Annotated in this window: 19 protein-coding genes; 16 read left to right on the forward strand and 3 right to left on the reverse strand. The window is 53.1% G+C overall.

All coding sequences use genetic code 11. The features are described from left to right. Positions 1-5: 5 nt before the first annotated feature. Positions 6-2,264, reverse strand: a complete 2,259-nt coding sequence (locus N909_RS0122770; protein WP_029918406.1) for an NADP-dependent malic enzyme — start codon at positions 2,262-2,264, stop codon at positions 6-8. A gap of 335 nt (positions 2,265-2,599) precedes the next feature. Between N909_RS0122770 and N909_RS0122780 the strand changes: the two genes are divergently transcribed. From N909_RS0122780 to N909_RS0122795, 4 genes are all read left to right on the forward strand, one after another. Next, a complete protein-coding gene (locus N909_RS0122780; protein WP_029918408.1) occupies positions 2,600-3,094 on the forward strand; it encodes a metallophosphoesterase family protein in 495 nt (164 codons plus the stop codon). Positions 3,095-3,243: 149 nt separating this feature from the next. After that, entirely contained in the window at positions 3,244-3,843 is a 600-nt protein-coding gene (locus tag N909_RS0122785) for a MotA/TolQ/ExbB proton channel family protein (protein ID WP_029918409.1), read from the forward strand. 4 nt (positions 3,844-3,847) lie between these two features. Continuing rightward, positions 3,848-4,288 carry an ExbD/TolR family protein gene (locus N909_RS0122790; protein ID WP_029918410.1) on the forward strand — a complete coding sequence of 147 codons (441 nt, stop codon included), beginning with the start codon at positions 3,848-3,850 and terminating at the stop codon, positions 4,286-4,288. Positions 4,289-4,293: 5 nt separating this feature from the next. Next, on the forward strand, positions 4,294-5,382 hold the full coding sequence (locus tag N909_RS0122795; RefSeq protein WP_029918411.1) for a 6-phosphofructokinase: 1,089 nt from the start codon (positions 4,294-4,296) through the stop codon (positions 5,380-5,382). Here N909_RS0122795 and N909_RS0122800 read toward each other — a convergent pair. Both N909_RS0122800 and N909_RS0122805 read right to left on the reverse strand, forming a co-directional pair. Beyond that, complete coding sequence (locus tag N909_RS0122800) at positions 5,379-6,344, reverse strand: cation diffusion facilitator family transporter (RefSeq protein WP_245613660.1); 966 nt, start codon at positions 6,342-6,344, stop codon at positions 5,379-5,381. The genes N909_RS0122795 and N909_RS0122800 overlap by 4 nt on opposite strands. Positions 6,345-6,537: 193 nt before the next feature. Then, a complete protein-coding gene (locus N909_RS0122805) occupies positions 6,538-7,044 on the reverse strand; it encodes a hypothetical protein (protein WP_051690071.1) in 507 nt (168 codons plus the stop codon). A gap of 279 nt (positions 7,045-7,323) precedes the next feature. Here N909_RS0122805 and mutS point away from each other — a divergent pair, with 279 nt between their 5' ends. The 12 genes from mutS (at position 7,324) to infB (ending at position 23,342) form a co-directional block, all read left to right on the forward strand. Continuing rightward, positions 7,324-9,939, forward strand: a complete 2,616-nt coding sequence (mutS, locus tag N909_RS0122810) for a DNA mismatch repair protein MutS (protein WP_029918414.1) — start codon at positions 7,324-7,326, stop codon at positions 9,937-9,939. Between the two features lie 2 nt (positions 9,940-9,941). Continuing rightward, positions 9,942-11,639, forward strand: coding sequence for an N-acetylmuramoyl-L-alanine amidase (locus tag N909_RS24160; protein WP_051690072.1), 1,698 nt, complete (start codon positions 9,942-9,944; stop codon positions 11,637-11,639). After that, positions 11,636-14,338, forward strand: a complete 2,703-nt coding sequence (gene glnD, locus N909_RS0122820) for a [protein-PII] uridylyltransferase (RefSeq protein WP_155006057.1) — start codon at positions 11,636-11,638, stop codon at positions 14,336-14,338. Before N909_RS24160 ends, glnD begins: the two co-directional genes overlap by 4 nt. Before the next feature lie 61 nt (positions 14,339-14,399). Then, positions 14,400-15,293 (forward strand): site-specific tyrosine recombinase XerD, encoded by an 894-nt coding sequence (xerD, locus tag N909_RS0122825; protein ID WP_029918417.1) that lies wholly within the window; start codon positions 14,400-14,402, stop codon positions 15,291-15,293. 20 nt (positions 15,294-15,313) lie between these two features. Next, positions 15,314-16,525 (forward strand): cofactor-independent phosphoglycerate mutase, encoded by a 1,212-nt coding sequence (locus tag N909_RS0122830; protein ID WP_029918418.1) that lies wholly within the window; start codon positions 15,314-15,316, stop codon positions 16,523-16,525. After that, positions 16,522-16,959 carry a DNA polymerase III subunit chi gene (locus N909_RS0122835; protein ID WP_029918419.1) on the forward strand — a complete coding sequence of 146 codons (438 nt, stop codon included), beginning with the start codon at positions 16,522-16,524 and terminating at the stop codon, positions 16,957-16,959. Before N909_RS0122830 ends, N909_RS0122835 begins: the two co-directional genes overlap by 4 nt. Positions 16,960-16,976: 17 nt before the next feature. Next, positions 16,977-17,732, forward strand: coding sequence for an RNA methyltransferase (locus tag N909_RS0122840; RefSeq protein ID WP_036684538.1), 756 nt, complete (start codon positions 16,977-16,979; stop codon positions 17,730-17,732). Beyond that, positions 17,725-18,078 (forward strand): hypothetical protein, encoded by a 354-nt coding sequence (locus N909_RS0122845; protein WP_029918421.1) that lies wholly within the window; start codon positions 17,725-17,727, stop codon positions 18,076-18,078. The genes N909_RS0122840 and N909_RS0122845 overlap by 8 nt, the downstream gene beginning before the upstream one ends. A gap of 142 nt (positions 18,079-18,220) precedes the next feature. Then, positions 18,221-18,700 carry a ribosome maturation factor RimP gene (locus N909_RS0122850; RefSeq protein WP_029918422.1) on the forward strand — a complete coding sequence of 160 codons (480 nt, stop codon included), beginning with the start codon at positions 18,221-18,223 and terminating at the stop codon, positions 18,698-18,700. Positions 18,701-18,772: 72 nt separating this feature from the next. Further along, complete coding sequence (nusA, locus tag N909_RS0122855; RefSeq protein WP_029918423.1) at positions 18,773-19,939, forward strand: transcription termination factor NusA; 1,167 nt, start codon at positions 18,773-18,775, stop codon at positions 19,937-19,939. Beyond that, positions 19,936-20,550 (forward strand): DUF448 domain-containing protein, encoded by a 615-nt coding sequence (locus tag N909_RS0122860; RefSeq protein WP_084167879.1) that lies wholly within the window; start codon positions 19,936-19,938, stop codon positions 20,548-20,550. The genes nusA and N909_RS0122860 overlap by 4 nt, the downstream gene beginning before the upstream one ends. Next, a complete protein-coding gene (gene infB, locus N909_RS0122865; RefSeq protein ID WP_029918425.1) occupies positions 20,550-23,342 on the forward strand; it encodes a translation initiation factor IF-2 in 2,793 nt (930 codons plus the stop codon). The genes N909_RS0122860 and infB overlap by 1 nt, the downstream gene beginning before the upstream one ends. Positions 23,343-23,358 lie beyond the last annotated feature (16 nt).

Here is a 23,358-nt window from a genome sequence, read left to right on the forward strand (position 1 = left end):
GTGGGTTAACGGGAATCCTCCTGCGCATCCACCACGGCAACGGCGGCCATGTTGATAATGTCGGTAACGTCGTCACCACGCTGCAGCACATGAACCGGTTTCTGCATCCCCATCAGGATCGGTCCGACCGCTTCGGCGCCGCCCAGCTTATTGAGCAGCTTATAGCTGATATTGCCGGATTGCAGGTCCGGGAAGATAAACACATTGGCATTCCCTTTGAGTACTGAAAACGGGTATTGCTCTTCCATCAATTCGGGGTCGAGGGCAACATTAGCCTGCATCTCTCCTTCGACGATGAGATCCGGAGCTTGCTGTTTGACCAGGGCTGTGGCTTTTTTAACTTTCAGCGCGGACGGATGGCTGGAACTGCCGAAGTTGGAAAAAGACAGCATGGCGACACGCGGCTCGATATCGAACTGGCGGACCTTCTCCGCGGTCAGGATTGCGGTCTCGGCAAGTTCTTCGGGAGTTGGATCGATATCCACGGTTGCGTCCGAAAAGAACACCACCTTTTTCTTGAAGACCATCATGTACATGCCATGGACTTTTGACAGCTTGTCCTGCTTGCCGATGACTTCAAGGGCGGGGCGGATGGTTTCTGGATAGTGCTGGTTAATGCCCGACAACATGGTATCGGCATCCCCTTTGTTGACCATCATCGCGCCAAAGTAGTTGTTGTTGGTCATAATGCGACGTTTGGCTCCGGACTTGGTGACCCCTTTGCGTTGCCGCTTGATGAGCATACTGTCGATATATTCACTGCACTTGTCGCAGGTCATGGGATCGACAATCTCCACATCATCAAGGTCCAGGAACAATTCCTTGGCCCGTTTACGGATGGTGTCCTCAACCCCGAGCAGGATCGGTATAGCAATTTTCTCATTGATCAGGATCTGGGCCGCACGCAGGATCTTGTCCTCTTCACCTTCCGGGAAGACGACCCGTTTCGGATTGGCTTTTGCCTTGTTGATCAGGCCGCGCATGATTTCTTTGGAACGTCCCTGCATTGCTTCGAGGGATTCAAGATATTTTTCCATGTTTTCGATGGGCCGTCTGGCCACACCGCTGTCCATGGCGGCCTGCGCGACGGCAGGAGCGACATAGAGCAGGACCCGTGGGTCAAACGGTTTGGGAATAATGTATTCACGACCGAATTGAATGCTCTCGCCGGCATATGCTTTACGTACCGAATCCGGGACATCCAACTTGGCCAAGTCGGCCAGGGCCTTGACGGCGGCCAGTTTCATTTCATCGTTGATGGCGGTGGCATGGGTGTCCAAAGCGCCGCGGAACAGGAACGGAAAGCAGAGCACGTTATTAACCTGATTGGCATAGTCGGAACGGCCGGTGCCGATAATGACATCGCCGCGCACCGATTTTGCATCCGGCGGGGTAATCTCCGGGTCCGGGTTGGCCATGGCAAAAACGATCGGGTCTTTGGCCATCGATTTCAGCATGTCTGTGGTCAAAGCCCCTTTGGCGGAGACACCAAAGAAGATATCGGCATCAACCATGGCATCGGCCAGGGTTCTGGCCTCGGTTTCGGCAGCCAGGCGTTCCTTGTAGGGGTTCATCCCTTCCGTCCGGCCTTTATAGATAACCCCCTTGGTGTCGCAGAGGATGACGTTGTTTTTATCGATCCCCATGCTGATGGCCAAGTTTGCGCAAGCGATACCGGCGGCCCCGGCCCCGTTAACAACAATGCGAACATCTTCGATCTTCTTGCCGACGATCTCCAGCGCGTTGACCATGCCGGCCGCGGCAATAATGGCGGTGCCGTGCTGGTCATCATGAAACACCGGGATGTCCATGATCTCCTTGAGCTTTTCCTCGATATAGAAGCACTCCGGCCCCTTGATATCTTCCAGATTGATCCCGCCGAAGGTCGGTTCCAGCAGTTTCACCGTCCGAATGATTTCATCCGGGTCCTGGGTGTCGAGCTCAATATCGAAGACATCGACATCGGCAAAGCTTTTGAAGAGGACGCCTTTTCCTTCCATGACCGGTTTGCCGGCCAACGCGCCGATGTTGCCAAGGCCGAGAACTGCCGAGCCGTTGGAGACGACAGCGACCAGATTCCCTTTCGCGGTATACTTGTAGGCGTCATCAGGGTTTTTCTCGATTTCAAGACAGGGCTCGGCAACTCCTGGGCTATAGGCCAGTGACAGGTCGCGGCTGGTTGCGCAAGGCTTGGTGGTGATAACTTCAATTTTGCCCTTTCGTCCGGAACTGTGGTAGTTGAGTGCATCTTCGCGCATTGACATGTGGGTCTCTCCTCCCGTAAATAATGTGCGGTCGTCAATCAAGTGGTCAAATATCGTTGTAAAACGACGGAATGTTGGACCACATACAAAATTAATGAAGCTGAAAAATTATAGGCGCACTAAATGAAAGTCAAGCTCAATTGGTCTATCATATTGAATATAAACTTTTTTTTCTACATCGCAATGCTAATGCCAAGAATGGCAATAAATAAAAAAACCGTTAAAACAGAGTGTTGCAAAGACCTCTGCGGTATATGGGAAATTTTGAGATCAAAAAATGGCGAAAAACTAAAAAACATGGCGGGATCTGACCACCTTGAAAAGGCCAAACAGATATGAACTCAAGAATCGGTGTCCTGTCTGACACCCATGTCAACTCATTGGCGGATGCCGCCAATCTTGCAGAGCTGCTATTGAACGGACCCTTCCGGGGGGTAGATGCAATCCTGCATGCCGGGGACCAGGTCTGCCCGGAGCTGGAAAGCTGTTTTTATCCGCTCCCGTGGTATGGGGTCCGCGGTAATATGGACATGGGGCGCAGTGATTTACCCGACTGGCGAATTATCGACTTTGCTCCCTGGCGGATCGGTCTGATTCACGGCTGGGGAGCAGCGGCGGGGATTGAAAAACGGGTCTTGACAGTGTTCACCGACCGGGATATCGATATCCTGGTATTCGGCCACAGTCATCAGCCGCTCTCTCAGCGCCAGGGTAAACTCCTCCTCTTCAACCCAGGGAGCCCGACCCAACGACGAGGGGCGCCTTTTCACAGTGTCGGAGTTCTGCATCTTGGGGATGTCGTCCACGCTGAAATCATTCGGCTGGACTGAGCTGACATCAATTCATAACGAAATTCAAATTTCATTTGTTCCGGTTCGGTGTTACCGTTAGCCTTTGTAACGCAGACCGCTGCCTTATTGGCAGGGAATTGATTGCACGTTCAAGTCTATGGAAATGTTTTTTAAAAAGGTTATTGGGAATGATTGAAATCTTTAAACATGGCGGACCGTTGATGTATCCGATCCTGCTTTGCTCCATCATCGGCTGGGCCATCTTCATGGAGCGGGTCTTTGCCTTTTTCAAGGTCCGTCGGCAGCTCATCGGCTTACGCAAGAACATCCTCAAGTTACTGCAGACCGATAACAAAGAACAGGCGCTTGGCTTGTGCAGCGAGCAAGGTTCGCCGCTGGCCAGAATCCTTTATGTGGTCCTTAAGCATCACGGGCGTCAACGTAGCGAGCTCAAAAGCCTCGCCGAGGAAGTTGGAGAGCGGGAAGCCGTGGCTTTGCAACGTTATCTGGGACTGCTGGGAACCATTGCCAACATCACCCCGCTGCTCGGATTGTTGGGGACTGTCGTCGGGATGATCGAGGCCTTCAATATTATTGCCAGCCAGGGGGTCGGTTCCCCGTCTACTCTTGGTGGAGGGATTTCCCAGGCCCTGATTACCACCGCCGCTGGATTGACGGTTGCGGTCCCCATGATTCTGCTGCACCGTTACCTGCTGAGCCGGTCTGACCGACTGGTCCTTGAACTTGAGGAAGTCACCATGCAGGTTATCGATCTTATTGAGGAATAGCGTTATGGGTTTTCGCCGCCGCATTCCTGAATCACCCAAGGTTGATCTGACACCGATGATCGATGTGGTTTTCTTGCTGCTGATCTTTTTTATGATTTCCACAACCTTTATCGAAAAACCCGGCTTGACCATTGATCTGCCGCAAACCGGATCCGATTCGATCATCAAGGAAAATAAAGAGGTTCATGTGTATCTGACCGATAAGGGCGAGGTCTTTCTGCAGCGCCGGAAAGTGACTCTGGACGAACTGACTGCCCAGTTGCGCTCCTATAAGCCCGATCAGGCCAGGCAGACGACTTTCTTGTTGATGGCTGATCGCAATGCCCTGCATGGCCAGGTCATCCGCTTGATGGATATCGCCAAGCAGGCCGGGTTCAGCCAGTTGGCCATCGCCACTGATCCTGACCGAAATACGACTTCAGGCCAGGAAGCAAAGGAGAAGTAGCCGATATGTCCAAAACCTTGGCAATATTGACTGGTGGTGGCGACTGCCCGGGGTTGAATGCCGTTATCCGGGCGGTTGTCAAGACCGCTGTCAATCAGCATGGCTGGCGGGTTCTTGGTATCGAAGATGGCTTTGACGGTCTGGTCGGCAAGCTGCGCTGGCGTGAACTGGGGCTGGCTGATGTGCGCGGCATCCTGCCCCGTGGTGGAACGATTCTTGGGACAAGTAATCACGGTAATCCATTTAGTTATCCTGTAGAAGTTGATGGTAAACTTGAACTTCATGATGCCTCTGATCGGGTCGTGGAAACTTTTAAAAATCTTGGTGCTGATGTCCTCATTGCCGTGGGCGGTGACGGTACCTTGAAGATTGCCCTTGGTCTTGCTGAGAAGGGGCTTCCGGTTGTTGGCGTGCCGAAGACCATCGACAACGATCTGAAAGCGACCGATGTCACCTTTGGCTACCGCACCGCGGTCGGCATTGTGACCGAGGCGCTTGATCGCCTCCACACCACTGCGGAGAGCCATCATCGGGCTATGGTGGTTGAGGTGATGGGCCGGGATGCCGGTTGGATCGCCCTGGAAGCCGGGATCGCCGGCTCAGCCGATGCTATTCTGATTCCGGAGATTCCTTACTCTGTCAATAAGTTATGTCACGCTATTGAAAAACGCCGTGAGCACGGCAGCCGGTTTTCGATTATTGTGGTTGCGGAAGGGGCTTTCCCGGTTTCCGGTGAGAAAATCGTCCAAAAATCAGCTGCGCAAAATCTCGGAGTTGCCCAACTCGGTGGAGTCGGTTACCAAGTGGCACGGCAAATCGAGCAGTGTAACGACATCGAAACCCGGGTTGTTACTCTCGGCCATTTGCAGCGGGGCGGGACCCCGACCCCATACGACAGGATTCTGGCTTCCCGGTTCGGGGTCAAGGCGGTGGAACTGATCGCGCAGGGCGAATACGGGAAAATGGTTGCCCTAAAAGGGACTCAGGTCATCGGAGTTGAAATTGCCAGTGCCGTTGCCCACTTAAATCTGGTCGATCCGGACGGTGAATTGGTCGCAACGGCCGAAGCCCTGGGGATTATGGTCGGCCGCTAACGTTTTGCCGAGCCGTCGAGATCCTGAGCAAAGCCGGTCATTGCCGGATTGCCCGGTCTTCTGCCGCAGGTCGCTTGACCCGGACATTGGCGAACGGAGCAGGGATCGATGTGGATAATCACATCGGCGCCGGGGATCTCCCTGACGATCTCCTCCTGCAGCCGATCGGCCAGATCATGTGCTTCGGACACGCTCATGTCTTTGCAAACCTCGAGATGAAAATCCATGATTTTCAGGGATCCGGCGCGGCGGGTCCGCAGGCCGTGATAACCGCACAGCGGGCCGTTGTGGTTGGTGATAACGCGATGGATGGTCTGCTGAATCGACTCGGGGAGTTCCTGATCGAGCATATCGTTCAGGCTCCTTTTGATCAACTGGACGGCCTCATGAAGAATGTAAGAGGCCACCAGAATTGACAGGGCCGGATCGAGCCAGCCAACATGGAAGAAGCGAATGAACAGCAAGCCGGCCATCAGGCCAAGGTTGCTGTAAATATCCATACGAAAATGCAGAGAGTCCGCCTCCAGTGCGGAGGAATCGGTTTGTTTGGCAATCCTGCGCAGGTAACGTGCAATAAACCAAGAGACCACAGAACTGAAAGCCAGAACCCCGATCCCCTGATCCAATTGGGCCAATTGGATGCCTTGACTCAGCCGCATCACCGACTCGTAGATGATCCAGGCTCCGGAACCGAAAATGACCAGTGCCTGAAACAGGGTCGCCAGGGTTTCGAATTTGCCGTGCCCGAAGGGATGGCGCTGATCCGGCGGCTGCTCAGCGTGGCGGATGGCCATGAAATTGACCCCTGACATGAGGATGTCGAGGAGCGAATCGATGGCTGAAGCCATCACGGCCATGGAACCGCTGAAAAACGCGACAATGAGTTTGATAACGGCCAGGCTGAACGCGCAGGAAATGGAGAAGGTTGCGGCGCGCACCTTCAAGTTGTCGGATAATATCACAGGCGTACCTTTTACTTAGTTATCACCCGGAAGCGGCCCTTTTCCGCCGTGTCGGTGTCTATCTGCGGGCTTATTTGCGCGGCGTAAAGAACTACGCCTCCGCATCAGCCCTTGATTTCCTAGCCACAACGAAAAATTGCTCGTTTCCAATCTGAAAACTTATGCGTTGGCATCCGGAGTTTCCGGCTGCCAACTACTTATCAGGGCACAGGCGATTCCAGTTGCTAAAACCATCACCGCTCAAGGCGTGAAAGTCATCGATTCGTTGACGGTAATAGCTCAGGTCTGAGCAAGCCTGTTCAATATCGTCGTGCTGCTCTGGTGCTGAAAGTTTACGGGCGCTGCAGAACAGATAGAAATCCCTTATCCCCAGCAGGATATTTTCAAGTTCTACCAGATTCGGTTCCAAAGTCGAGATAATATACCAGTTACCGGCAAAACCCTTAACCTGTGCTGCGGAAAAATGGAAAATATTCATCCGGCAATGATCGATCAGGTAATCACGCAGAAAATAATCAGCGCCGGCGGCACGCAATCCGGCCTCCAGTGGGGGGAGCCGTTTTTCGCTCAACAGGTCTTGATGAAAGTGTTTCAGCAACTCTTTACAGGCCAGATCGGCACGAATCTCATCGGCCAGGGTTTGAACCTCATAGGTTGATGAGGCAAAGATTTCAGTGGTGGAAAATGAATACTGTTCCATGCAGGATCCTCGTCAGCAGGCGATAACTCGCTAAAGTTTGGGACTTCTTAGCATTTCCGGGCCAGCAGGGTCAAGCAATGAGAGGGCCGTGGAGAAAACGGATCAAGTACAGGACCACGGGCAAGCCGTTTGGGGACGAAAGATTTATTAAGTGGTTCCAGTTTACTTGTCTTAAGGCCTTTGCTACCATACCGCCTTCATTTCGATGCTATTGCTGAACATGCTGCTCAGCCGACAACGAATTCTCTCATCCATGATGAGTCAAGCAGGAACAGAAAAATGTCTACAACAACACCGTTGATGCGCCAATACCTCGAAATCAAGGCTGATTACGAGGATGCCATTTTGTTTTTCAGGCTTGGTGACTTCTATGAAATGTTCATGGACGATGCCGTCCTCGCCTCCCGGGTGCTCGGCATCACCCTGACCTCCAGGAATAAAGGAGACGCCGACGCAATTCCGCTTTGCGGCGTGCCTTACCACAGCAGCCAGGGGTATATCGCTAAATTGATCGCGGAAGGGCATAAAGTCGCGATCTGCGAACAGGTTGAGGATCCCAAGGCCGCCAAGGGGATCGTTAAGCGCGAGGTGGTCAAGGTTGTTACGCCCGGCCTGGTGACCGACACCGACACCCTTGAGCCTAAAGAGAATAACTATCTGCTCGCCATTGCCGGGCAGGACAGCGGTTACGGGATTTCCCATATCGACATCACCACCGGGGAGTTTCGCGTTACCCAGGTTGAAACTCTCGCCCAGGTTGAAAGCGAACTTGGGTCGTTACGACCGCGGGAAGTCCTGCTCAATGAAAATGAATCGGGCCGGGCAATAAAAAAACAGATTGATTCCTTGCTTGACGGATTGATGTGCAGTTTTCTCCCGGAGTGGTCCTTTGAACCGGATTATGTCCGCGAGCAACTCTGTTCGTTCTTTGGCGTCTCCGGGCTCGAATCTTTCGGCTGTCAGGAGCTGCCTGCCGCGCTACAAGCGGCGTCCGGCGTGCTCTTCTATCTGCAACAGACCCAGAAAGGCGAGTTGCGCCATATCAGGCCGCTGCAGACTTATCATACCCGCAGCTTTATGGTCCTTGATGAATCTACCCGGCGTAACCTGGAGTTGACCGCCACTTTGCTGGATGGCAAAAAAAGAGGTTCGCTGCTGGGGGTTCTGGATCGTACCGTGACCGCCATGGGCGGTCGAACCTTGCGCCACTGGATCCACTATCCGTTGATCGACCGTGACCAGATTCTGGCCCGTCAGGCTGCGGTTGCCGAACTGGTTGATGAAAGCCTGCAGCGGATTGAACTGATTGAAGCCCTGGATGGCGTCTATGACCTGGAACGGCTGAACAGTAAGATAGCCATGGCCAGCGCCAACGCTAAAGACCTGAGTGCATTGCGATCTTCCCTGGAAAAACTTCCCAAACTCGATGACCTGCTGATGCCTTTTGGTTCGACCTGTCTCAAAGAAATTCGCTCCCGGATTGATCTGCTGCCGGAGTTGGTTGAACTGCTGGATCGCGCCATTGTTGATGATCCGCCCTTTGTCTTGCGTGACGGCGGTATCATCAAAGACGGTTATAATGAAGAACTGGACGAACTGCGAACCATCAGTCGCGAAGGGAAGGGCTGGATCGCCGGGCTTGAACAGGAGGAGAAGGAGCGTTCCGGGATATCTTCCCTGAAGGTTAAATACAATAAGGTTTTCGGTTATTTTATCGAGATCACCCGGCGCCATCTGGACCGGATACCGGAAGACTATCAGCGTAAGCAGACTCTCAGCAATGCGGAGCGATTCATTACCCCGCGACTGAAGGAATATGAGGCCAAGGTCCTTGGTGCGGAAGAGCGGATGATCGATCTGGAGTTCAATCTGTTCCAGGAGATTCGTCTGACTGCTGCTACGGAAAGTCGACGTATTCAGCAAAGTGCGGAAGCGCTTGCCGAGCTCGATGCCCTGCTGTCTCTTGCCGATCTTGCCCATGAACGCAACTATGTTGCTCCGCAGATCGACGATTCCGGGATCATCCGGATCGAAGCCGGCCGCCATCCCGTTGTCGAGGGCATGCCTTTGAAAGAGGCCTTTGTTCCCAATGACGTCCACCTCGACCTGGAGAAAAACCAGCTGCTGATCATCACCGGTCCGAACATGGCCGGTAAGTCGACTTTTATGCGTCAGGTGGCCCTGATTACCCTGATGGCTCAGCTGGGTAGCTTCGTTCCTGCAGAAAGTGCCCGTATCGGCGTGGTCGACCGCATCTTTACTCGCGTCGGAGCTAGTGATAATCTGGCCAGAGGGCAATCGACGTTCATGGTCGAAATGAATGAAACTGCCAACATTCTGCGTCACGCGACCTCACGCAGTCTGATTATTCTGGACGAAATCGGTCGCGGCACTTCGACCTTTGACGGCATTAGCATTGCCTGGGCGGTTGCGGAATATCTCCATGATAATGCCCAGGTTGCCGCCAAGACCCTGTTTGCAACCCATTATCACGAGTTGACCGATCTGGCCCTGACTCGCGGTCGGATTAAAAACTACAACGTAGCGGTCAAAGAGTGGAATGACCAGATTATCTTTTTGCGAAAGATTGTCTCCGGAGGAGCCAGCAGGTCGTACGGAATTCAAGTCGGCAGACTGGCCGGGTTGCCGGACACGGTCATCAGCCGCGCCAAGGAGATCTTGCGCAACCTGGAGGCCGGGGAATTCATCCGGGCAGGCGAACCGCGCCTGGGCGGCAGTGAAAAGAGCCCGAAAAAACCGGAAAACACCCAGCTGTCCCTGTTTAATACCGGGCTAGAGGACGCTTTTCGTGCCCGCCTGGAAAGCATCGATCTGAGCAACACGACGCCGTTGGAAGCAATGAATATTCTGGACGATCTGAAAAAGTTACTGTGAGAATGAAGACAAAATATATTCTGCCCTTGATCGTGACGATTTTACTCCTCGCAGGCCTGGTAACAACAGGTTTAGCCGAGAGCTATGCCGCCATCAGGGAAGATTATCTGCAATTAAGTCAGTCGTCCCAACTGCAGCGGCAGCGCAGCAATTGGGACAATCTCATTCAGCGGTTTGAGCGCTTTATCAAAAACAACCCGCAAGATTCTGAGGTTGATAAGGCTTGCTTCCTGCTGGGGAAAACCTGGGATGGTTTATCCAAAGCTTCGGGCAGTTCACGTGATGCCCGGGAGGCGGTCAATGCTTATCTGACCATGGCAGATCGCTTTCCGACCAATGCCTTGGCGGATGACGCCCTGTTTCTGGCCGGGCAGGCTGCCGAATATCGGCTCGACGATAAAACCCGTGCTTTTCAAATATACCGCAAGTTGATCACGGATCTGCCTGAGGGTGATATGGTTGGGGCTGCCAGGGAACGCTTGGCAAAGTTGCGACCCGGACAGGGTAATTCCACCCAAGAGGAGGAGGACGACTATCAGGCGGTCGGCGAAGCCCCGCGCCTGGAGCGCATCCGTTTCTGGAGCGGCCCGGAATATACCCGGGTGGTTCTGGATCTGACCGCGCCGGTGGTTGCCCGCCCGAATTATCTCAAAGGTGATAATCCGCGCCTGTATTTTGATCTTTTGTATACCGATTTAGAGGCGGGGTTACCAGCGAGTTTGCCGATCAACAACGGCCTTATCCAACGGATCCGCACCAGCCGCTTTGATGAACAACGCTCGCGCGTGGTTCTAGACCTCGATCATGTCGCGGATTATGAATTGATTACCCTGAACAATCCGAATCGATTGGTTATCGATGTCAAAGGACAGCCGACCAAGGCCGCATTTACCGCTCCTCCGGGCAGCACCGGAGCCGGCGCTAGTGCCCTTGATGATTCCATCAGCTCAATCCTTGATCAATCAAAGGATGTCAGCCCGGTTTTGCATATTCCCCAGGAAACCCGCGATGAAGGGATCCGCCTGATTGTGGTCGATGCCGGCCACGGCGGCAAGGACCCGGGGGCCATTGGGCCGAACAACATCATGGAGAAAGATGTCACGCTTGCAATGGCCAAGTCCCTGGCCGAAGTGCTCCGTCAGCAGCTGGGGGTCAAGGTCATGTTGACCCGATCGGATGACCGTTTCCTGGAACTGCGGGAAAGAACCGATTTCGCAAACCGGGTCGGGGCGGATCTGTTTATCTCCTTGCATGCCAATGCCAGTCACAGTCACGGCGCTTATGGTGTCGAGACCTATTTTCTCAACCTCTCCAAAAACAATCAAGCCGCAGAGGTCGCCGCTCGTGAGAACGGCACCTCGTTACAGGAGGTCGGCAACCTTGAGGCGATCCTCTTCGATCTGATGGCCAACGCCAAGATCAACGAATCCAGCCGGCTTGCCGCTGAAGTACAGCAGGCACTGATGTCCGGCTTGAAACCTCACTACAGTAAAATCAGGGACCTTGGCGTCAAGCAGGGGCCTTTTCATGTTCTGCTTGGGGCAACCATGCCTTCCGTACTGGTTGAGGCTGCTTTTATCAGTAATCCCCGCGAAGAAAAACGACTCGTCTCCAGTGGCTACCAGAATCGCGTTGCTGCGGCCATTGTCAAAGGCGTTAAACATTATTCCGCAGCAATGGACCAGGTTGCCAAACGATGAGCATACATATCGAAGCTTCAGTCGATTCGGTTTTTGAAAACTTCCCGACCGATATCAAAAATGGTGTTGTCTCCTTTGCAAACAGCCGGGATGAGTTGCTCAAGGTTGCAACTGCGTTCCTGCAAAAACACCTCGCCCGGATCAACGAGATGAACGCCGAAGGGGCTTCGGGGCGACTGGTCGTGCAGGAGTTGACGGCTGTCTTTGATCAGCTGATCACCGTACTTTTCAAGGCCGTTTGTGCCGATCTGGATCCGCAGGGAGTTGACGGGTGCAGCCTTATCGCTCTGGGCGGCTATGGCCGCGCCGAAATGAATCCGCGCTCGGATCTGGACCTGATGTTTTTTTATGTCCCGGCGGGGGCCGATACGGCGAAAGCCCTGTCCGATCGTATGCTCTATCTGCTTTGGGATATGAATCTCGACATCGGTTACAGCGTTCGTAACAGCAGCAGCTGTATCGAAGAGTCGCGAGACAGTACGGTGAGAACCTCCTTGCTTGACGCGCGCTTTCTTGCCGGCAACCTGGAGGTTTATGAACACTTCAAGACCACTGTGACACCCCATGTCCTCAATCACGATACCCAGAATTTCATCAACTGCAAACTGGAGGAGCGGGAAGAACGGCAAAAAAAATACGGCTCATCTGTCTATTTGCTCGAGCCGAACCTGAAAGAGGGGGAGGGGGGCTTAAGAGAACTGCAGGATGCGCTCTGGATCGCCAGGGTCAAGTACAAGGCCGGCAGCCTTCGGGAATTGCTCATCAAAGGGGTTTTGACAGAAGAGGAAATCGACCAATACCTCAAAGCCCAGGATTACCTCTGGAAAATCCGCAATTTTCTGCATTTTAACAGTCAGCGCAAAAGTGATCAGCTGACCTTTGACCTGCAGGAGCAGATCGCCACCTTTCTTGGTTTCAGCAGCAAAAGCAACGGATCGGCGGTTGAACAGTTCATGCAGGCATACTACGCCCAGGCCATCAGCATCGAGCACCTTTCTTCCAGAATCATTCTTAACGCGACCCTGCGTCCACAAGGGCAGAAAAGTGTCTTCAGTTTTCTGGGCCGGCGTAACCTTGAAGATGGTTTTTATGTGATCCGAGGGGAACTGCGTCTTAAGGATGACAACCTGCTTCTGCAGGAGCCTGCGTTGATGATGGTCGCTTTCGAATTGGCTCAGAAGCACGAAATCAACCTGTGCATTGAGCTGAAGCAGCTGATCCGTGAGAACCTCCATCTGATCAATGACCGGGTACGCCGTTCGCGGCGGATGAACGATTCGTTCATGGCGATCCTGCGTCATACCAAGGGGGTCGGTGAGATTCTGCGCAAGATGCACCATCTGCAGCTCCTTAACGCCTATATCCCTGAATTCAAGAATATTTACTGCAAAGTTCAGTTCGATCTCTACCATATTTATACGGTGGATATTCATTCCCTCTTTGCTATGGAGGAGATCGAAAAGTTATGGCTTGGCGAATATGCCGAAACCCAGCCGCTGCTGACCGAGGTCGCTAACAATATCGAAAAAAGAGAATTGTTGCTGCTGGCCATCATGTTCCATGATATCGGCAAAGGCAGCGGGAAAGACCACAGTATTCGCGGCGCCGAAATGATTCCGACCATTGCTCGGCGCATGCGTTTGAATCGGGAAGACGCCCAAAGACTGGAATTTCTGGTCATGCATCATCTGAAAATGGCGCATATCTCCCAACGTCGTGATCTTCAGGACATGAAAATGATCGCCCAGTTTGCCGAGCTGATGGGGATGAGCGAGAATCTGCGGATGCTGTTTCTGCTTACTTTTGCCGATATCAAAGCGGTCGGCCCCGAGGTTTGGTCCGACTGGAAAGGGACCTTGCTGCGGGAACTTTATGAAAAGACTTACGATATCATTGAAAAGAAGGATTTTTACCAGGAGCAACGTTCCGAAAAAGCCCGTAATCGAAAACGGAAAATCCGCCAGGCGCTGCTCGGCGAATTTCCCGAGCACCGGGTCAACAAGGCTCTCAACAGTCTCAATAACCGCTACCTGATGAGCTATCGTTCCAAAGAGATCATCCCCCATTTACGGTTGGCCCTGGGGCGGGACAAACAGACCCTGGCCATGCAAATCGAGCACAACGTAGCCGCAAGTTATACCGAGATGACCTTGGCCACCATCGACAGCCCCGGGCTGTTTTCCTATATCGCCGGCGTTCTGGCCGCTAACTCCATCAATATCCTCGGTGCCCAGATTCATACCCGGAAAACTGGAGCGGTTCTCGATATCCTGCAGGTGAATAGCCCGGTAGGTGGAATTGTCGATAAGCCGCAGAAGTGGAAGCGGGTCGAGGAAGAACTCAGCGCGGTCATTGAAGGGCGCCTGACAATTGAGAAGCTGATGGCAAAATGTCATCAGCCGGAATATCTGAAAAAGAAACGCGATAGACCCAAACGTCCCAATAAGGTCGAGTTCGACAACGAAGTCTCGGATAAGTATACGGTTATCGATATTTTTGCGACGGATAAGGTGGGGTTGCTCTACCAAATCACTCGAACCCTCAATGAGCTGGGACTGTATATTGCCGTGTCCAAGATCGCCACCAAGGTCGATCAGGCTGCCGACGTATTTTATGTGCAGGATATCTTCGGGCAAAAAATCGTTGATCCGAAGAAAATTGAGGAGATCAAAGAGGTCATGCTGAGCCGGCTTGATTAGTGTCGCACCAGCCAGCATAGCCTATGGGCTTGAGAACCAAGGGGAGCGGATTCAGGAGATTATGACGGACGCACTGCTCGATAGCTATCTGGATTATCTGACGATAGAGAAGGGGCTGTCGAATAACACGGTCAGTGCTTATTATCGTGACCTCAGCGGATATTTCGCGTTTCTGAAGAAACAGCCGGGGATCGCTTCAGCGGCAGATATCAGCCGTAGCGACCTGCTGGCCTATCTGACCGGGTTACGTCACCAGGGACTGGCGCCGCGGACCCGGGCCAGGGTGCTCAGCACCTTGCGTAGCTTTCACCGTTTTCTGGTTCGGGAAAATCATGTCAGTCATGATCCTTCCGCCCTGATCGAATCTCCCAAGATCCTGCGGGCACTGCCGAAACTGCTCTCTGCGCAAGAGGTTGAACAACTTCTTGCCGCACCGCAGGGCGATGGCAAGATCGCTTTGCGGGATCGGGCCATGCTTGAAGTGCTCTATGCGACCGGAATCAGGGTCTCCGAGTTAATTGACCTGAGATCTGCAGATTTGAAGCTCGATATCGGTTGCCTGACTGTATTTGGGAAAGGCTCGAAGCAGCGCCTGGTGCCACTGGGGGAAGTGGCACTTGAAATTGTTCAGGAATATCTGCAGAATGGGCGGCCGAAATTATTGAAGGAGGGGCCGATTGAGGCCGTTTTCCCAAACAGCCGCGGTCGTCACATGAGCCGCCAGGGATTCTGGAAAATTCTCCGGAATCATGCTCTGGCGGCAGGGATCAACCGGCCTGTCCATCCGCATATGCTGCGGCATTCTTTCGCAACCCACTTGCTTGAAAACGGTGCGGATTTAAGAGCAGTGCAAAGCATGCTGGGGCATGCTGATATTTCAACGACTCAAATATACACCCACGTTTTGCAGGAACGTTTGAAACAAATCCACCAGCAGTATCATCCACGCGGATGAGCAATGAGGGCGAAGCAATCATGAAATATATTATTTTACTCGGTGACGGCATGGCCGACGAACCGATGGCTGAATTAAACGGGAAAACACCGCTGCAGGCGGCGCATACACCCAATATGGATCGCTTGTGTCAAGCCGGCAGCAGCGGCCTGGCGGCAACCGTCCCGGCAGGCTTCCCGCCCGGCAGTGATGTTGCCAACCTGTCGGTGTTCGGCTACAATCCGGGCGACTGCTATACCGGACGCTCTCCGCTGGAAGCTGCCAGCATGGGGGTCGAACTGACACCGACGGATGTTGCCTTCCGATTGAATCTGGTCTGGCTGGAAGCCCATTTTGGAAAACTGTATATGGGCGATTTTTCCGCCGGGCATATCAGCACCGCTGAAGCTGACCAATTAATCCGGACCTTGCAGCAGGAGCTTGGTGGTGGCGAATTCAACTTTTATACCGGGGTCTCGTACCGACATCTGCTGGTCTGGAAAAACGGTAAAGATCGGCTCAGTTTTACCCCGCCCCATGATATCTCCACTCTCAGCATCGAAGATTATCTGCCCCAGGGGGATGGCGCTGCCAAGTTGCTCGATCTGACCAATTCGGCCCAGATGCTGCTTAATGACCATCCGATCAATAATCGCCGCGTCCAGGAGCAAAAGGTACCGGCAAATTCGATCTGGCTGTGGGGGCATGGTCGCCGGCCGGCGATGCAGACCTTCCAGGAGCTGCATGGCTTGACGGGCTCGGTCATTTCCGCTGTTGATCTGATCAAAGGGATCGGAATCAACGCTGGGCTGAACGTTATCGATGTCCCCGGTGCCACCGGTTATCTTGATACCAACTATCGAGGCAAAGCCGAGTATGCCGTGAATTCCCTGCGCGACAATGATTTTGTCTATGTTCATGTCGAGGCTCCGGACGAAGCGGCCCACGGCGGCTTGCTACAGGAAAAGATCGAGGCGATCGAAAGCTTTGATCGTGAGGTCGTCGGCACCATTCTGGAGAATCTGGCCACGATCGGCGATTGCCGGATTCTGGTCACCCCGGATCATCCGACCCCGGTTAATAAACGTACGCATACGTCTGACCCGGTTCCCTATATCCTGTTTGATTCACGTCAATCCGAAGGTTCTGGGCCCAGCGGATATTCAGAGGAAAACGCTGCCCGTTGCGGCACCATCGTACCCGGTCATCAGCTGTTGTCGCTGCTGCTGGACCGGAACCCGAGCCGTTCATGACCACGACCCGGGTTCTGTTTGCCCGCCAGGAGAGGCCGGAAAAGGCCCGCCTGCTTTGCAGCCTGGTCGATGATTGCTTTCGCGACCGGGCACGGATTCTGGTTTTTTTACAGGATGATCAGCAGGCCATGGCCATGGACCGCTTCCTCTGGACCTGGGATAAGGGATCCTTCCTTCCCCATGCTTACGACAGCGGTGCGGTCGAGTGTGTCGACGAGCCGATTGTCATCACCTGCAAGGAAGAAAACCCGAACGGGGCCAGCGTGTTGATTATGGGAGGGGCATGTTCTCTTGGTTTCATGGGGCGTTTTGAGTTGGCCATCGATCTGGCGGAGGTCTATGATGAGACTCTACTGCAGAAGTCACGACAGCGGTTCAAAAATTACCGCGACCACGGTTTCCAACCGGCCATGTACCCGCCACCGCAATCGTAATTTCAAAGGAGTTTTCGTTGTTTGATAATAAACTTGCGATCGTCCTGGTCGAGCCTCAGGGCGCTCGTAATATCGGTTCCGTTTGCCGGGCCATGCTTAATTTCGGCTTTACCGACCTGCGGCTGGTTAACCCGCAGGTGGATCATCTGTCTTTTGATGCCAGACAGATGGCGGTTAAAGCTGCTTGGTTGCTGGAGCAGGCGAAGGTCTTTCCGTCATTGCAGGAAGCTCTGGCGGATTGTCGGCTCAGCTTCGGTACGACCCGGCGCTTCGGCCGTTATCGGGAAGGGCTGCTGCACCCTGAAGAAGCGGCTGAAAAACTTATTCCAGTGGTTGCCGAAGATCCGGCCGCGCTGGTCTTCGGGAGGGAAGACAAAGGGCTGTTCACTAGCGAGTTGGACCTTTGTCAACATTTCATAACCATTCCCACCAACGATGAGCTGCCTTCCATGAACCTGGCACAGGCAGTCGGGGTGTGCCTTTATGAGACGGTCAGGGTCGAGGGACAGATGGCCGGACGCACCCATGGCCCGCAAAAACTGGCTGGCAACCAACAGCTTGAAAGCATGTTCCAGCACATGAAGCAGTCGTTGGTCAATATCGGCTATCTCAACCCGCAGAATCCCGACCATATCTTGCGCAGCTTCAGGCGGATTTTCGGGCGCGCGGAATTGAGTGAACGCGAAGTGAGAATTTTGCGGGGACTGTTCAATCAGATCGATCTTTTTTCCGGACAGAAAATGACCAGAAAGCAAGAACAGGGTCATGGCTGATCCTTTTTTAATCCTCCCGCTGGAAAATGGCGGTCAGTTGCATTTCATTGATTTGAGCAATCGTTACTTCGGCGATTTTCACAAAGTCAGAGTGCAGATTGTCGGTGACCTGCCGGTGGGTGAAGATTGTGGCGCCGGTGCCAACTTTATCCGTTATGAAACCGAACTGACCCAGATGGCGGTCAGGTCGGCGGAGATAGTGACTGTTCGCAGTCGGCTGGTGGATAACTTTATCGCGACCAGTGTACCGTATCTGATCAAAAAGGGTTTTGGTCTCCAGCTGCAACGCAAGATCCAAGAGGGAGGACGGAGAGCTAAAAAAGGATCTTCAGTCATCGATAGATAAAAATAATGGCTCTGATTGGACATCTGACCAGGATTTTTCTTGCCAGTTGCTGTTTGAGATGTTATATAAGCGTGGTTTTAGTGTTTAAGGAAAGTGAGCCCGGTGGCTCGCTTTTTTTATTACCTGGAGATAGATTGTTTCAATGTCAGTCACAGAACAAATAGCTGCACTGGTTCAACCCCTGCTGGAAGATGCCGGGCTTGAGCTGGTTGATCTTGAATACAAGCGGGAACAGAATGGTTGGACGCTGAGATTTTTCCTTGATAAGGAAGGTGGCATCAGTCTTGACGACTGCGCCGATGCGAGCCGTGAAATCAGTTCCTTGCTGGATGTTGAAGATATTATCCAGACCGCTTACAATCTGGAGGTATCATCCCCGGGAATTGAACGACCGCTGAAAAAAATGGCCGATTTTGAGCGCTTCTCCGGAAAGCTGGCTAAAATCAAGACTTCTGAGGCACTGGATCCAAGCGGCACAGGCAAACCCCAGAAAACTTTTACCGGGGTGCTGGCCGGAGTCGAGGGTGACGATATACTCATGAATTTGTCCGGCCAAGGGGAATCTTTGGTCAGGATTTCTTTTCAACAGATAGAGAAGGCGAACCTGCAGTACGAATTTTAGAACTCCGCAGGTTCAACAGATTTTCACGTCTGGTCGAAGGGCCGGCAAAGCTTTTTAAAGGGGATTAGCAGGATGGTGGGTAATCTCAATCACATCATCGATCAGGTTGTAAAGGACAAGGGGATCAATCGCGATATCCTTATCGATGCTCTTGAGTCGGCAGTGCTCTCTGCGGCCAATAAAAAATTCAGAAATACCCGTGACCTCGAAGCTCATTTTAATGATGAGATCGGCGAGGTTGAGGTTTTTGAATTTGTGACCGTCGTTGAAGAAGTTGTTGACTCCTATAAAGAGATTGATATCGATGAAGCACGCGAGGTCGACCCGGATGTTGAGGTCGGCGATTCCCTCGGGATGATGCTTGAGGCAGGCAGCTTCAGCCGGATTGCCGCCCAGACCGCTAAGCAGGTCATCATTCAGAAGGTCCGTGAAGCTGAGCGTGAAGGTGTGTATACTGAATTCAAGGACCGCGTCGGTGAGGTTGTCAATGGTATTGTCCGTCGTTACGAGCGCGGTGATCTGATTGTCGATCTTGGCCGGGCTGAAGCCCTCCTGCCGAACCGTGAACAGGTCCCGCGGGAGAACTACCGCCAGTCCGATCGGGTTAGAGCTTATATTTCCGAAGTCAAAATGTCTGCCAAGGGTCCGCAGATTATCCTTTCCCGTACTCATCCGGGCTTGCTGATTTCGCTGTTTTCCTCTGAGGTTCCCGAAATCGCCGAAGGTATCGTTGAAATCAAGGGTGCTGCCCGCGAGCCTGGCAGCCGTGCCAAGATTGCAGTCGTCTCCCATGACGTCGATGTCGATCCGGTTGGTGCCTGTGTCGGGATGCGCGGTTCGCGGGTGCAGAATGTCGTGACCGAGTTGCGTGGCGAGCGGATCGATATTATTCCTTGGACGCCAGATCCGGCCCGTTTTGCCTGCGCAGCTCTTGCTCCGGCGGAAGTTTCCCGGGTTTATATCGATGATGAAGAACAGGCGATGGAGATCATCGTTCCTGACGACCAGCTCTCTTTGGCTATTGGCAAAAAAGGGCAGAATGTTCGCCTTGCCGCCAAACTGATCGGTTGGAAAATCGATATTAAGAGCGAGACCCGAGCTCAGGAAGAAGAGCAGGAAGAAGCTGCTCCGCAGCCCCCTGCCCAGGAAGAAGAGAAGGAACTGGGCAAGCCCGAACTGCAGGTAGCAGAACCAGCCGTTGAGCTGGAAGAGGAACAACCTGACCAAGAGCAGGAATGACGACGGCGATAATGGCTGACGAAAAAAAAGGCCCGCAACGTTCCTGTGTCGCTTGCCGTTCAATTAACAACAAGGATCAATTGATTCGTTATGTTATTGACCCTGGCGGCCGGGTTCTGGTTGACTACCGCCAAAAACTGCCCGGACGGGGAGCCTATACATGCTTCTCTTTGCAGTGCATAGCAGCTGCAGTGAAAAGAAAAGCATTTCAACGCAGTTTCAGTGGACTTGCTCACCCGGTCGATGAGAGTTCGCTGGTGCTTGATCTGCGCGGCATGGTTGAACAGAAAATCGTTAGCCTGCTAGGTATGGCACGAAAATCGGGACAGACGGTCAGTGGAACCAATATGGTAACCGACCAACTTCGAAAAAAAGGATGCGCTCTGGCGCTGGTTCTGGTTGCGAAGGACATCTCATCCGCAATCGGCACCAAGCTGGAGAATCTGGCCCAACGCCAGAACGTAGAGTGCATCCATATGTTTGATAAAGAAAAAATCGGGCAGATACTCGGCAAAGAAGAAATCAGCGCTCTGGCGCTGGCATCCGGGGCATTGGCCGAGGCATTGCTGACTGAATTATCTAGATACAGGCAACTGGTAAGGGAGAATTGATGGGTAAGGTAAGAGTCTACGAACTCGCAAAAAAAATGGGTCTTGAAAATAAAGATTTAATGACAAAACTCACCGAAGCCGGTGTGGAAGTTGCGTCGCATACAAGTTCCCTGAGTGAGGAAGATCTCAAGAAACTCGAGGCCTTAAATACCCCGCAGCAGGAAAAGATCGAGGAGGCGAGGATTAAGCCGGGTCTCATCAGAAGACGCAAAACTGTCGTGCGTACACCTGCGGAAGATGAGCCTGCTGACGAGGATGACACTGCAACCGCTGAGGTTGAAGAAGCCCCCGTTGCTGAGGAACCAGCCCCTCAGGAGTCGAAACCGGCGGTCGAAGCCCCGGTGACGGCCGCTGAGCCTGACCATGCGGCAGCAGAACCGATCCGGGAATCCGCTTCGGAACCGGTCGCTGAAAAAGAAATGAGCGCAGAGCAGCCAGTGGCTCAGGTGGAAGAAACGGTGCAAACAGTTGAAAAGCAGTCGGAGCCTGCCCCGGCAGAAGTTCCGGTGGTCGAAAGTAAAACTCCCGAGGTCGTTGCCGAGAAACCCGTTGAAAAGCGTCCTGCTGTAGAATCAAAACAACAGCCGGTTGTTAAGAAAGCCGTCAAACCCAATATCGATCGCCCCACCGGTGACCGGGCCAAAATTCTTGGGCGGGTTGAACTGCCGCAGCGGCCTGCGCCCGGACAGCACCGCCAGAATCGCAACTCTGAGCGGCCGGCCCGGCCGCAACAGCGTCCGGCTCGACCTGAACCAGCCGGGGATGCCAATAAACCGCGTAAAAGGGTGGATGTTGCCCCAGTTGCGCCTATTGAACAGCCGGTTCCGGAAAAAGAAGGGCGTAACAACAAAAAACGCAAAAAAAGCCGGCGGAGCGATGGTGCTTTTGAAGAGCAGGATGGGCGCGTTTCACGGCGCGGCCGCCGCGTTGAGGTGTTTGAACCAGGCCGGCTTGGCGCTAAGAAGAAGCGGGGCGGCAAACAGGGCAAGCAAATCAAACAGACCGAAGTCACCATCAGTAAGGCCATTAAACGGATTATTCGGATCAGCGATTCTATTACCGTTGGTGAATTGGCAAAAAGGATGGGGGTTAAAGCCAATGAGCTGATCGCCGAATTGATGCGCCAGGGTTCTATGGTGACCATTAACCATCCTCTTGATTATGAATCTGCTGCAATCCTTGCGGCTGAATTCAACTATGAAGTTGAAAACGTCGCTTTTGACGAAGAGACCATTCTCGAAGTCGAAACCAACAAAGAGAGCGAAGACAAAGCAGAGGATCTGGTGTCCCGGCCCCCGGTTGTGACCATCATGGGCCACGTTGACCATGGTAAAACCAGTTTGCTGGATGCCATTCGTGAAGCCAACGTGACCGCTGGTGAGGCTGGTGGGATCACTCAGCATATCGGTGCTTATGACGTCGACCTGGATGGCCGGAAAATAACCTTCCTTGACACCCCGGGACACGAGGCTTTTACTGCCATGCGGGCGCGTGGTGCAGGCGTTACCGACATCGTTATCTTGGTGGTCGCTGCCGATGACGGCGTCATGCCGCAGACCAAGGAAGCGATCAATCACTCCAAAGCTGCCGGGGTGCCGATTATTGTCGCTGTCAATAAAATGGATAAGCCCGATGCCAATGCCGAACGGGTTAAGCAGGAATTGACTGAATTCGAACTGGTTCCGGAAGAGTGGGGCGGGGAGACTATCTTCGTTGAGGTTTCCGCTAAGAAACACACCAATCTTGATACGTTGCTGGAAATGGTTCTGCTCCAGGCCGAAGTGCTTGAGCTTAAGGCCAACCCTGATAAACGTGCAAAAGGTTCCATTGTAGAGGCCCGCCTTGATAAAGGCCGGGGTCCGGTGGCAACTGTCTTGGTTCAGGACGGCACCTTGAAAATCGGTGATTCCATTGTGGCCGGACTGCATTTTGGTCGGGTTCGCTCCATGACTACGGCCAACGGTGCGCAGGTCAAAGAAGCCGGTCCGTCCTTCCCGGTTGAGGTCACTGGTCTCGGCGGGGTTCCTGATGCCGGCGATATGTTCCATTCGGTTGAGAATGAAAAAGCCGCTAAGGAAGTGTCACATCACCGGCAGTCCAAACAGCGGGAAATTGATCTGGCCAAGAGCAGTAAGGTTTCTCTGGATCAGCTGTTCGCGCGGATGCAGGAAGGGGCGGTCGAAGAGCTGGCGGTTATTATCAAGGCGGACGTTCAGGGCTCGGTTGAAGCTGTTCGTGATGCACTCGAGAAACTGTCGACTGATGCCTGCCGACTCAATGTTATTCATACCGGTGTCGGTGGTGTTTCTGAAAGCGATGTGACTCTGGCCACCGCCTCCAATGCGATTGTGCTCGGTTTCAACGTCAGACCGGAGACCAAGGCCAAAGCGCTTGCAGAAGCTGAAAAAGTCGATATCCGCCTTTACAGCGTCATTTACGATGCCGTCAACGATATTCGTGACGCCATGGAAGGGCTTCTGGCTCCGACCTTTAAGGAAAAAGAACTCGGTCGGGTGGAAGTTCGCGAAACTTTCCATGTTTCCCGCGTCGGAACCATTGCCGGTTGCTATGTGCTGGAAGGCAAAATCGTCAGGAACGCACAGACCCGTCTCGTTCGCGACAATGTGGTCATTTGGGAAGGCAAGCTGAGTTCCCTTAAGCGCTTTAAAGATGACGTCAAAGAAGTGAACAGCGGCTATGAGTGTGGTATCGGCCTCGAAAACTATAATGACATCAAATCTGGTGACATCATTGAAGTTTTCGAAATGGAAGAGGTTAAGACTTCACTTTAAAAGGTGATTTTAACGT

The sequence above is a fragment of the Pelobacter seleniigenes DSM 18267 genome (genome assembly GCF_000711225.1).
Lineage (GTDB): Bacteria > Desulfobacterota > Desulfuromonadia > Desulfuromonadales > Geopsychrobacteraceae > Seleniibacterium > Seleniibacterium seleniigenes.